Consider the following 12,081-nt stretch of genomic DNA (forward strand, 5'->3'; position numbering starts at 1 on the left):
TCGTCCGCCTCGCCCGCCACGGGTCCCACCCGTGCCCCGCCACCACGGTGACGGGGCCCTCATCCTGCCACGGGCCCGCGGGGCACCGACCTCGCGCCGACCGGACACCGACCGGTCACCGGCAGGGGTGAAGTTGGGTAAGACCCCTACGGGCGGACCCGTGACCGGTGATGCTGGGGTCCCCGCCGCCCCCATCTCCCCGCCCCACCCCCCGGGTTCCGACCGCCGCCGCGTCCCGCGTCGGGTCCCGCCCCCTCGAAAGCGAGGCCCGCAGTGCCCCCTGCCCCCTCGGAGCCCGCCCGCCGCGGCGCCGCCCTGGAACTGCTCGTCCACGGCGTCGGCGGCACCACCCCGGAAGCCATGCTGGACGACCCGCGGACCGTGCGGGTCACCGGGGACGAGACCGCCGCGATCTACCGCCGGGCCGCGGACCGCGACGCCGAGCGCGAGCCCGAGCGGTTCGCCGACGGCCCCGTCCCGGAGGCGTACTGCTGGTCCGGCCTCACCTCCGGCAACGGCTCGCGCGCCCTGTGGCTGCTGCTGCTCCCCTTCATGGTGGTCAACCTCGCCCACTGGATGCGCCCGCCCACCCAGCGGCAGGCCACCGCCGTCCGGCTGTACGGCGTGCTGGTGCGGCTGGTGGCGCTCAGCCTCACCGTGCTGCTCACCGCCGCCGCCTGCGAGGTCGCCCTGGACCTGGTCGCCTGGCAGTGCGCCGGGTCGGCCGCCTGCGCCGGGAGCCGGGCCTGGCTGGGCTTCCTGGCGGCCGACGGCGGTGGCTGGTGGTCCCAGCCGGGGCGCCGGCTGGCGCTCGCCGCCGTACCGCCCGCCGCGCTGGTGGTGCTGCTCTGGTACCTGTCGAACCGCACCTGGAGCGCCTACGAGGCCCAGCGCCCGCCGCGCGGCGGCCCGGAGGCGCACGGCATGCGGCCGGACGGCACCGGCGCGGTGCCCGGGGAGATCCGGCCGCCGCTGGGGCGCCCCGGGTTCTGGTACGGGCGCCGGCTGGTCGCCCGGCTGCGCGCCGCGCACACCGCGGCCGGGCTGCTCACCGTGGCCGCCGCGCTCACCGGCGCCGCCGCCCGGGAGGACCGCGCCGAAGGCGGCGGACTCGCCACCGCGCTCGGCTGGGCGCTGGAGGCGGGCATCGGGCTGACCGGGGCGCTCGCCGTGTGGGCGGTCTGCCGCCGGGGCCGCAGCGAACGCCGCCTGGACCACCGGCTCGACCGCGCCCAGGTGACCTGGCTGCCGACCGCCGCCGGCACCCTGCTGCTGCTCTCCGCCGGCTACGCGGCCTGGTCCCGCCCCGGCTGGCGCTCCTTCGGCACCCTGCCCGGAGACGTCACCTTCAGTGTGCTCACCACCGCCCAGGGCGCCCTGGTGCTGGCGATGGCCGCCGTGGCGCTGCGGCTGCACCGCCGCAGCCCCGGGGGCCGCACGGTGCTGTACGGGCTGGGCGGCCCCGCCGTCGCCATGCTGGCCTGCGCCCTGGGCGGCGTGATGACCGGCGGGGTGTCCCAGCGGGTCGCCGACTGGCTCGACGGACCCGCCACCCCCGGTACCGGCCAGGGCCCCATCGCCGGTCCGCCGGTGCTGCTCAGCTGGCAGGCCTCCGTCATCCCGGTGCTGCTGGTCCTCCTCCTGGTGCCGACGCTGTGGCTGGCGGCCCGTACCGCCGTCCGGGCCCGCCGGCTCGGCCCGGTGGTGGAGGCCGAGTACGAGGGCGAGCGGCCCGACCCGGTCCGTACCCGCAGGATCGCCGCCACCCGCGCCCGGGCCCGGCTCACCGACGCCGCGCCCGCCCTGCTCGGCACCGTCTCCGGCGCCACCCTGCTGCTGGGCACCGGGGCGGTCGCCGGGGCGTGGGCCGAAGGAGCCGTACCGGGGCAGGCGTTCGCCGGGGCGCACCCCTTCGTCCGGGCCGCCGCCGAGACCGCGCAGGCGCTCGGCTCCTGGCTGGTCGGCCTCGGCTTCCTCGTGCTGGTCACCTGGGGCCGCCGCGCCTACAAGGACGCCTCCGCCCGGCGCACCATCGGCATCCTGTGGGACGTCGGCACCTTCTGGCCGCGCGCCGCGCATCCGTTCGCCCCGCCGTGCTACGCCGAGCGGGCCGTCCCCGACCTGGCCTGGCGGATGTCCTCGTGGACCGGGCGCACCGGCGGCCGGCTGGTCATCTCCGGCCACTCCCAGGGCAGTGTGCTGGCCGCCGCCGCGGTCTGGCAGCTGCCGGCCGGCACCCGCCGCCGGGTCGCCCTGCTCACCTACGGCTCACCGCTGGAGCGGCTGTACGGGCGGTGGTTCCCGGCCTACTTCGGGCCGGCGCCGCTGGGCGCGCTCCACCGGGAGCTGCACTGCTGGCGCAATCTGTGGCGGCGCACCGACCCGATCGGCGGCCCGGTGAACCTGCCGGCCGAGGGCGGCAAGCCGGAGGTGGACCACCGGGCGCTGCGCGACCCCGTGGTCTACGGCCGCACCCCCGAGCACCCGCTGCCGGAGCCGATCCTGGGCCACGGCGACTACCAGGCGGACCCGGTCTTCGCCAAGGAGCGCACCGTCCTGCTCGACCGGCTGCCGCCCGCCCTGCCGCTGCCCGCCCCGCGCACTCCGGAGGGCTACGAGGACGAGGCTCCGGACAGCGGAGAGGGCGGCGGCTCCGGGACGGCGCCGGGGAGCGCGGGCAGGTCCTCCGGGTAGAGCAGCGTCAGGTCGTCGGTGCTCATCTCGGTGAGCCCGGCGACCCGGCCCGCGTGCCGCTCCACCATCGACTCGAAGGTCTGGCGGGCGGTGCGGCCGTTGCCGAAGGCCGGGCCCTTGGGCAGCTCGGTGAAATACTTGGCCAGTGCCTCGCCCGCGCCGTCGGCGAGCGCGTACTCGTGCTCCTCGGCCTGCTGCTCCACGATCCGCACCAGCTCCTCCGGGAGGTAGTCGGTGAAGGTGATGGTGCGGGAGAAGCGGGACGCCACCCCGGGGTTGACGGTGAGGAACCGCTCCATCTCGGCGGTGTACCCGGCGACGATCACCACCACCGCCTCCCGGTGGTCCTCCATCAGCTTCACCAGGGTGTCGATGGCCTCCCGGCCGAAGTCCCGGCCCGAGTCCTCCGGGGAGAGCGCGTAGGCCTCGTCGATGAACAGCACCCCGCCGCGCGCCTGGTCGAAGGCCTGCTGGGTGCGGATCGCGGTGGAGCCGATGTGCTCGCCGACCAGGTCGACCCGGGACACCTCCACCAGATGGCCCCGCTCCAGCACCCCGAGCGCGGCCAGGATCTCCCCGTACAGCCGGGCCACCGTGGTCTTGCCGGTGCCGGGGGAGCCGGTGAAGACCAGATGGCGGCGGACCGAGGCGGCCTTCAGCCCGGCCTCCTGCCGCAGCCGGCCCACCTCGATCATGTTGGTGAGGGTGCGCACCTCGCGCTTGACGCTGTCCAGGCCCACCAGGGCGTCCAGTTCGGCCAGCACGTCCTGGGCGGCGCGGACCTCGGCCGGGTCCGGCTCCGGCTCCGCGGCCGTGGTGGAGGCCGCGCTGGCGGCCGGCTGGGCGGGGACGCGGGCCGGGGCCACCTCGCCGAGCACTCCGCCCTGGGACGGTACGGCGGAGGGGACCGGCTGCGGGGCGCGGGCGGCGCGGGTGCCGCTCTCGTCCCCGGTGCACTCCTCGGCCATCGGCCCGTCCGCCCCCAGCTCGTAGCCGCCGCGTGCGCAGCGCTCGGTGCGGCAGCGGCGCAGCACCGTGCGGCAGCCGTCCATCACATGGAAGCCGTAGCCGCCGCTGCCGGTGACCCGGCAGCCGGTGAAGGTGCCGCGCCCCTCGGCCGAGACGTAGAAACCGGCCTCGGCGGGGGAGCTGACGGTGCACCGCTCGATCGACGGGTCGGCGCCCTTGGTGACGATCACCCCGGTCTGCACCCCGTCGAAGGAGCAGCCGGCCAGGGTGCCGCCGCTGCCGTGGTCGCGGAACCAGGCCCCGGTGGAGGCCTCCCGCACCCGGCAGTCGTCCAGCTCGGCGGTGGCCCCGTCGCTGACCGACACGGCCGTGTTGCGGACCTGGAAGAGGTCGCTGTCCACCACGTCCACGCGGGAGCCTCGGTCCAGCACGAACAGCGCGTCCGGCACGTCGTGCACCCGGCAGGACTCCAGCACCGCGGTCGCCCCGTCGCTCACCCAGACCGCCGGGTAGTCGCCGGAACTGTCGTGGATCTCGCACCGGTTGGCGTCCACCCGGGTCCCCGGGTCCCAGACCGACAGCCCGTTGCGGCCGAAGCGGCGGACCGTGGAGCGGGTCAGCGTCAGCACCGAGCGGGAGCGCAGGTCCACCGCGTTCTCCGGCACGTCGTGGATGTCGCAGTCGGAGAGGGTGAGCACCGCGTCGGTGTCCAGCACCACCCCGTCGCCGGTGGTGCGGTGCACCTGGCAGTCGGTCAGATGGGCGGTGGCCCGGGCGGCGATCCGCACCCCGCCGCCCTGGATCTCGTAGATCTCGCAGCCGACCGCCTCCAGCCCGCTGCCCTCACCGGTCACCGCCAGACCGGCGCCGGAGGCGTGGTGGATCCGGCAGCGCTCCAGCCGGGGATGCGCCCCGCCGCCCACCACCACCCCGGACTGCCCGGCCGCGACCACCTCGCACTCCTCGAACACCCCGCCCGCACCGTCCAGTACGCCGATGCCGACGCCCGCCGGGTTGTCCACGGTGCACCGCCGCAGGGTGGGCCGGGCGGCGCCGCGCACCTCCACCCCGGCCGCCGAGCGGGTGGTGATCCGCAGGCCCGTCAGCTCCGGGGTGCCGTCCTCCACCAGCACCGCGGGCGCCGAGCTGTCCTGCCCCTCCACCTGGAGGTCCAGTACGGCGGCGGAGGCGCGGACGGTCAGCGGCACCCCGTCGGCCGGGGCGAGCCGCACCGAGCCGGCCGAGCCGTCGGCGCCCCGCACGGTGACCGCCCGGTCCAGGACCAGGTTCTCCCGGTAGGTGCCGGGGGAGAGGGTGAGCACATCGCCGTCGCCGGCCGCCTCCAGGGCCGCGGCGAGGGAGGCGTACTCGCCCGTGCGGCGCCGCCACCGCGATGCTCCGGTGTGCGTCACCTGGACCGTGCCCTGTGCCATGGTGCTGCTCTGCCCCCACCTCGTCGTGCGTGCGGCCGAAGGGCCGCCTGTGGAACGGTCGCCCCACCGTAGCGTGCGGGGCGGTCCGGGCGGGCCCGGTCAGCCGTGCGGGCCCCCGCACCGGGGACGGACGGGACCGGGGACGGGCGGGACCGGCGGGCGGGGGCCGGTCAACTGCCCGCGCCGGCCCGGCCCCAGTCCGGGCCGGTACCGGCCCACTCGCGGTCCAGCCAGGCGTACCGCCGCCGGACCATCCGCCGGACGACCAGCCGGCGCGCGCCCTCGACCAGTCCGGCCGCCACCAGGGCGGTGCCGATCCCGGCCAGCACGGCATGCTCCCGTACCCCGTCGGGGCCCAGGGCCCGCGCCACCGGGCGCCCCTGGCGGTCGGTCCACAGCGGGAAGGTGTCGCCCTCGTCGCGGGCGTCCGGGCGCGGGACGGGCAGGGTGCCGGTGATCCGGTCCCCGTCCGGGGCCTTCCAGTACGCCTTCACCGACGGCCGCGGCTGCGTGGAGAGCGGTGCGTCGGGGTCTCCGGCCCAGGCCTCGCCCGGGTCGGGGCCCAGGACATGGGCGGTGGTGAGGTGGTGGCGCTGGTGCTGGAGCCGCGCCGCCTCGGTGAGCGAGGCGCCGGTGAGCCTCCCGGCCGCCCACCCGGCGGCGGGAGCGGCGAAGACGATCAGCAGCAGGGCGGCCAGCGCCACCCAGGCCTCGGCGAGATCCGTTGGCCGGCGCAGGGGGTTGTGCCGCCAGCGCCGTAGTCCGACCATCGCACGCACAGGCCCGCACCCCCTTCCCTGGTACGACGCGCCCGCGGGCTGGGCCCGGGTTCCCGGGAGGGGCCGGACCATGCGGCCGTCCCGGCGGCCGGGCCGCCGAAGCGATGATCGTATCCCGGAGCGGCCGGAGCCGTCGGGCCGGTACGGGACCGGGGAGCCGAGACGGTGAGGGGGACGGGGCCGGGACGCACGGCGGCGGCGCGGTGCGGACCCGCTGCCGGGCCGTACCGCGCCGCCGGTGCCTCGCGCTCCGTGTCCGGTCAGTACCCGCCGGCCTGCTGCGGCCGCTGGTACGGGTCGTAGTAGCCGCCCTGCGCCGGTGCCGCCATCGGGCGGGCGGTCGCCGCCGGGCGCATCGCCTCGTACCCGGTCGGCGCCGGCCGGGACTGCTGGGGCGCCTGCGGATGGCCGTAGCCGCGCGGGGCGGTGTGCTGCTGCGGGATGTACGGCGCCGGCATCTGGCTCAGCGGCGCGGGCTGCGGGGCGGACATCGGCTGGGGGTAGCCGTACGCACCGCCGTAGGAGCCCTGCCCGGAGTAGCCGGCCGCCGAGGGGAGGGCGGGCAGCGCGGAGGGCAGTACCGGCAGAGGGGACGCCGCGGTGTCATAGGCGGCGGGCACTCGGATCGGGGCGATCTGAGGCGTGCCCCGCTCCGCGACCAGGGAGTCGTAGATCGGGGTGTCCGGGAACGGCGGCGCGCTGTAGTACGCGCCACCGTAGGAGGCACGGGGGGAGGTCATGGCTCATAAGGTAAGCCCACCGCGCGCCGGTTGGGGAGGCCGGTTTGCGGGTTCTTTTCGGCGGATCCGGTGAGGGCGGTCCGCCAATGCGAGCGAACACGGGAAAAACGGTCACCGTCCGTGTAAAGACCAGGCAGCGCGGGGGTTACCGGCGGGTCCTCCGCGCGGAACGGGCCCGTACCGGATCCTTCGGTGGAGCACCGGAAACGGAAATGCCGGCCCGTCCGTGCACGTCGGCGAGCGACGTAAGCGCACGATAAGGAACCGGCGCGGAACCGCGAAGATCGGAAACAGCGCCGATGATCTTCTCGGGTTCGGGTCGGGAAGTCATGGCGGGAATTGGCGTGTACTCAGCGCACCGCCGTCCGCCCCGGTCGGGTGGCGGCGCGGAATTGGTCGCGCGTTGGTGCCGACTTCCCTTTTCCGCCGCCGGGATGACCATCCGTCAGGTCGGCGGCGGGTGTCCGGAACGACGCCCTCCGCCTCTTATCGTACCGCCGCGGCGGTGCCCCCCTGCCGGCGGTGGTCGTCAGGCGGCGCGGGTGGGATCCGGCCGGGGGTAGGTGCGGCCCTTCCACTGCGCGCCCCGGCCCCGGTAGTGGCGCACCGCCGAGTCCACCGTCATGGCGAGGTAGAGCGCCGCGGTGAGCGGCAGCGCCGGGGCCTGCCAGAGCGACTGCCGGTAGTAGCGCAGCATCGGTACGTACGAGCCCGCCATCGCCGCCCAGGCCGCCGCGCCCAGCGCCCCGGCCGCCGCATCCCCGGTGAGCAGCCCCGCGCAGACCGCGGCCGGCGGCGCCAGGAACACCACCCCCAGGCCCGCCACCGCCACGGCCAGCACCAGCGGGTTGTGCCACAGCTGGGCGTACGCGCAGCGCGCCACCATCAGCCAGAGCTCCGCCGGCCCCGGGTACGGCCGGACGCTGTCCACCCGGTCCGCCAGTCCCAGCCAGAGCCGCCCCCCGCTCCGGCGCACCGCCCGGGCCAGCGACACGTCGTCGATCACCGCCTGCCGGTAGGAGTCCGGCACCCCGGCCCGCACCGCCGTCTCGGTCCGCAGCAGTACGCAGCCGCCGGCCGCCGCGGCCGTCCGCGCCCCGGGCCGGTTGACCCGGCGGAACGGGTAGAGCATCGCGAAGAAGTAGACGAACGCCGGCACGATGTGCCGCTCCCAGCCGTTCGCCGTCCGCAGCCGGGCCATCTGCGAGACCAGGTCCAGCCGACCGCCGACCGCGGCCGCCACCAGGTGCCGCACCCCGTCCGGCTCATGGGCGATGTCCGCGTCCGTCAGCAGCAGGAACTCCGCCGGGCCCGCGCCGCCCTCGTGGTCGCCGCCGTGCCCGGCGCGGGCCAGCGCGATGCCGTGCCGCACCGCCCACAGCTTGCCGGTCCAGCCCGGCGCGGGCGGGCCGGGGGAGGAGACGGTGACCGGCCGACCGCCGTGCCGGGCGGCCAGCTCCCGGGCCAGCTCGCCGGTGCCGTCCGTGCTGCCGTCGTCCACCAGGAACACCTCCAGCGGACCGGAGTAGTCCTGGGTCAGCAGCGAGGGCAGGCTGCGCGGCAGCACGTCCGCCTCGTCCCGGGCCGGCACCACCACCGCCACCGACGGCCAGCGGTCCGGCTCGACCGGCTTCTCCGCGGGGGCCGGCAGCCGCTGGTCGGTGCGCCAGAAGAAGCCGTGCCCCAGCAGCAGGTAGGCCCAGGCCGCCGCCGAAGCCAGGGCGATCCACGCAATGGTGCTCATTCGCCGCAGTCTGCCCCACAACGGAGGGAACACCAGGCCTGTCGGCTAGGGTGACCGGGTGAAGATCGCGCTCATCGACTCCGGACTCGGCCTGCTCCCGGCGGCGGCCGCGGTACGCCGGCTGCGGCCGGACGCCGAGCTGGTCCTCTCCTCCGACCCCGACGGGGTGCCCTGGGGGCCGCGTACGCCCGAGGACATCACCGCGCACGCCCTCGCCACCGCCCGAGCCGCCGCGGCCCACCGCCCCGACGCCCTGGTGGTCGCCTGCAACACCGCCTCGGTGCACGCCCTGACCGCGCTGCGCGCCGGACTGGAGCCCGCGCTCCCGGTGATCGGCACCGTCCCCGCCATCAAGCCGGCCGCTGCGGCCGGCGGCGCGGTCGCCATCTGGGCCACCCCGGCCACCACCGGCAGCCCCTACCAGCGCCGGCTGATCGCCGACTTCGCCGGCACCGCCCGGGTCACCGAGGTGCCCTGCCCCGGTCTCGCCGACGCCGTCCAGTGGGCCAACGAGGATGCCATCGACCGGGCGATCGCCGCGGCCGCCGCGCTCACCCCGGACGACGTCTCGGCGGTCGTCCTCGGCTGCACCCACTACGAGCTGGTCGCCGAGCGCATCCGGGCCGCCGTCCAGACCCCGGCCCGCCCCGCCGGGCTGCCGCCGGTCCGGCTGCACGGCTCCGCCGGGGCCGTCGCCGCCCAGACCCTGCGCCGCCTCGGCGCCGACCCGGCCCCCTCCGCCGCGCCGGCCGGCGCCCTCGCGGTACTCCTCAGCGGCCGCCCCGGCACGCTGCCCCCGGCCGCCCTGGCCTACGCCGAGGGCCGCCTGCTCGCCGCCACCGCGCCGGCGGCCTGACCCCGGGCTCGCACAGGGCCCCTGTCGCCGTCACTCCCGTCCGCCCGTGGCCGCCCCGCCCACCTGGCACGACGGCCGCGCAGGGCGCCGCCGTACACTCCGGACCGTGAGCGCCACCATGACCGTCCCCGACGCCCAGCCCCCCGCCCCCGCCTCCGGCGGTGAACGGCGGGTTCGGCTGCTGCGGCGGCTGGGCAGGCCCGCGGCGGCCGTCCTCGCCGGGGTCCTGCTCTTCCTCAGCTTCCCGCCGCGGCCGCTGTGGTGGCTCGCGATCCCCGCCTTCGCGCTGCTCGGCTGGGTGCTGCGCGGCCGTCGGCTGCGCGCAGGGTTCGGGCTCGGGTATCTGGCCGGGCTGGGGTTCCTGGCGCCGCTGCTGGTGTGGACCGGCGAGGAGGTCGGGCCGGTGCCGTGGCTGGCGCTGGTCGCCGCCGAGGCGGTGTTCGTCGGCGCCACCGGGCTGCTCACCGCCGCCGTCTCCCGGCTGCCCGCCTGGCCGGTGTTCGCCGCGGCGGTCTGGGTTGCGGGCGAGGCGGCCCGCGCCCGGGTGCCGTTCGGCGGCTTCCCCTGGGGAAAGATCGCCTTCGGCCAGGCCGACGGCTTCCTGCTTCCCCTCGCCGCGGTGGGGGGCACGCCGGTGCTGGGCTTCGCGGTCGCGCTGTGCGGCTACGGGCTGTACGAGGCGGTCCGCCTGGGGCTGACCGCCCGCCGTACCGGCACCCTGCCGCGCGGACCGCTCGCCGCCGCGGCCCTCGCGCTGCTCGCCCCGTTCGCCGGCGCGGCGGCCGCGCTGCCGCTGGTCTCGGACGCCCCCGAGGAGGGCACCGCCACCGTCGCCGCCATCCAGGGCAACGTGCCCCGGCTCGGCCTGGACTTCAACGCGCAGCGCCGCGCGGTGCTGGACAACCACGCCGACCGCACCCGGCAGCTCGCCGCCGACGTGGCCGCCGGCAAGGAGAAGAAGCCCGACTTCGTGCTGTGGCCGGAGAACTCCTCCGACCTCGACCCCTACCGCAACCCCGACGCCCGCGAGGTCATCGACGGCGCGGTCCGGGCGATCGGGGTGCCCACGGTGATCGGCGCCGTCCTCACCCCGGACACCGGCAGGCTGCGCAACACCCTCATCCAGTGGGACCCCGGGCGCGGCCCGGTCGCCACCTACGACAAGCGCCATGTGCAGCCGTTCGGCGAGTACATCCCGATGCGCTCCCTGGTGCGGGTCTTCAACAAGGACGTGGACCGGGTCAGCCGGGACTTCGGGCCGGGCAGCGCGGTCGGCGTCTTCGACCTGGCCGGCACCCGGGTCGGGCTGGTCACCTGCTACGAGGCGGCCTTCGACTGGGCCGCCCGGGACACCGTCACCGACGGCGCCCGGCTGATCTCGGTGCCCAGCAACAACGCCACCTTCGGGCGCAGCGAGATGACCTACCAGCAGCTCGCCATGTCCCGGGTGCGGGCGGTCGAGCACAGCCGCGCCGTGGTCGTCCCGGTGACCAGCGGGGTCAGCGCGATCATCCGCCCGGACGGCACCGTGGTGGAGCAGACCCGGATGTTCACCCCCGACGCCCTGGTGGACGAGGTCCCGCTGCGCTCCTCGCTCACCCCGGCCACCCGGCTGGGCGTGCTGCCGGAGTGCCTGCTGCTGGGCGGAGGCGCGGCGGGGATCGTCTGGGCCGGGGTGCTCGGCGCCCGGCGCCGGCGGGGCCGCACGGCAGCCCCGTAGACCGCCCGCCGCCGTTTCCGTCGCCCGACGCCGGGCCCCTAGGGTGGCCGGTATGGCGATTCCCGACTTCCTCCGCGAGATCCGGGCCACCCTCGGCCACCAGCTGCTCTTCCTGCCCGGTGTCTCGGCCGTCGTGCTGGACGACGGGGGCCGGGTGCTGCTGGGGCGGCGGTCGGACACCGGCCGCTGGTCGATCATCGGCGGCATCCCGGAGCCGGGGGAGCAGCCCGCCGAGGCGATCGTGCGCGAGGTGCACGAGGAGACCGCCGTCGACTGCGTGGCCGAGCGGGTCGTGCTGGTGCAGACCCTGGACCCGGTCACCTACCCGGGCGGCGACCGGTGCCAGTACCTGGACATCTGCTTCCGCTGCCGGGCCACCGGGGGCGAGGCCCGGGTCAACGACGACGAGTCGCTGGAGGTCGGCTGGTTCCGGCCGGACGCCCTGCCGCCGATGCGGGAGTACGAGACCTTCCGGATCAAGCAGGCGCTCGCCGACGCCCCGACCTGGTTCGAGGCTCCTTCCTGAGTCCGGCTCGCCGCCTACTCGGCGGTGCCGGCCCGGGGGCGGGCCCGCAGATGGGCGCGCTCGCCCTGGCGGCCGAACAGGCTGAGGAACTCCACCGGTCTGGCGTCCGCCGAGCCGAACCAGTGCGGCACCCGGCAGTCGAACTCGGCGGCCTCACCCGGGGCCAGCACCAGGTCGTGCTCGCCGAGGATCACCCGCAGCCGCCCGTCGAGCACGTACATCCACTCGTAGCCGTCATGGGTCTTCGGCTCGCGCTCCTCCTCCGCCGTCCGGCCGGGCAGGATCAGCTTGTACGCCTGGATCCCGCCGGGGCGCCGGGTCAGCGGGACCATGGTGCGGCCGTGCTGGGTCACCGGGCGCATATGGATCCGCGGGTCCCCGGTCGGCGGAGCGCCGACCAGCTCGTCCAGCGTCACCCCATGGGCGCGGGCCAGCGGCAGCAGCAGCTCCAGGGTGGGCCGGCGGTCCCCGGACTCCAACCGGGACAGGGTGCTCACCGAGATGCCGGTCGCCTCCGACAGGGCGGCCAGGGTGCTCTCCCGCCGCTTGCGCAGCGCGCGGAGCCGGGGCCCCACCGACTCCAGGGTCTGATCCGGTTCGACGTCCATGCCCACCAGCTT

9 protein-coding genes are annotated in these 12,081 nt (G+C 76.6%); 4 read left to right on the forward strand and 5 right to left on the reverse strand.

Annotated features, from left to right (window positions below; genetic code table 11):
* The first annotated feature begins 273 nt into the window (after positions 1-273).
* Entirely contained in the window at positions 274-2,694 is a 2,421-nt protein-coding gene (locus M1O15_RS26005) for a hypothetical protein (RefSeq protein ID WP_248636614.1), read from the forward strand.
* Here the strand turns inward: M1O15_RS26005 and M1O15_RS26010 are convergent.
* From M1O15_RS26010 to M1O15_RS26025, 4 genes are all read right to left on the reverse strand, one after another.
* Complete coding sequence (locus M1O15_RS26010; RefSeq protein ID WP_248636615.1) at positions 2,613-5,096, reverse strand: right-handed parallel beta-helix repeat-containing protein; 2,484 nt, start codon at positions 5,094-5,096, stop codon at positions 2,613-2,615. The genes M1O15_RS26005 and M1O15_RS26010 overlap by 82 nt on opposite strands.
* Before the next feature lie 170 nt (positions 5,097-5,266).
* Complete coding sequence (locus tag M1O15_RS26015; protein WP_248636673.1) at positions 5,267-5,866, reverse strand: Rv1733c family protein; 600 nt, start codon at positions 5,864-5,866, stop codon at positions 5,267-5,269.
* A 269-nt stretch (positions 5,867-6,135) separates the two neighbouring features.
* Positions 6,136-6,615 (reverse strand): DUF6643 family protein, encoded by a 480-nt coding sequence (locus M1O15_RS26020; RefSeq protein ID WP_248636616.1) that lies wholly within the window; start codon positions 6,613-6,615, stop codon positions 6,136-6,138.
* Positions 6,616-7,144: 529 nt separating this feature from the next.
* Positions 7,145-8,359 carry a glycosyltransferase gene (locus M1O15_RS26025; RefSeq protein WP_248636617.1) on the reverse strand — a complete coding sequence of 405 codons (1,215 nt, stop codon included), beginning with the start codon at positions 8,357-8,359 and terminating at the stop codon, positions 7,145-7,147.
* Between the two features lie 58 nt (positions 8,360-8,417).
* Here M1O15_RS26025 and M1O15_RS26030 point away from each other — a divergent pair, with 58 nt between their 5' ends.
* The 3 genes from M1O15_RS26030 (at position 8,418) to M1O15_RS26040 (ending at position 11,461) form a co-directional block, all read left to right on the forward strand.
* Positions 8,418-9,215: a glutamate racemase gene (locus tag M1O15_RS26030; protein WP_248636618.1), complete on the forward strand. Its 798-nt coding sequence runs from the start codon at positions 8,418-8,420 to the stop codon at positions 9,213-9,215.
* Positions 9,216-9,321: 106 nt separating this feature from the next.
* Positions 9,322-10,935 carry an apolipoprotein N-acyltransferase gene (gene lnt / locus M1O15_RS26035; RefSeq protein ID WP_248636619.1) on the forward strand — a complete coding sequence of 538 codons (1,614 nt, stop codon included), beginning with the start codon at positions 9,322-9,324 and terminating at the stop codon, positions 10,933-10,935.
* A 52-nt stretch (positions 10,936-10,987) separates the two neighbouring features.
* Positions 10,988-11,461 (forward strand): NUDIX hydrolase, encoded by a 474-nt coding sequence (locus M1O15_RS26040; RefSeq protein WP_248636620.1) that lies wholly within the window; start codon positions 10,988-10,990, stop codon positions 11,459-11,461.
* A 14-nt stretch (positions 11,462-11,475) separates the two neighbouring features.
* Here M1O15_RS26040 and M1O15_RS26045 read toward each other — a convergent pair whose 3' ends face one another.
* Positions 11,476-12,069 carry a helix-turn-helix domain-containing protein gene (locus M1O15_RS26045; RefSeq protein ID WP_248636621.1) on the reverse strand — a complete coding sequence of 198 codons (594 nt, stop codon included), beginning with the start codon at positions 12,067-12,069 and terminating at the stop codon, positions 11,476-11,478.
* Positions 12,070-12,081 lie beyond the last annotated feature (12 nt).

It is taken from the genome of Streptomyces lichenis (assembly GCF_023218175.1).
Taxonomy (GTDB): domain Bacteria; phylum Actinomycetota; class Actinomycetes; order Streptomycetales; family Streptomycetaceae; genus Streptomyces; species Streptomyces lichenis.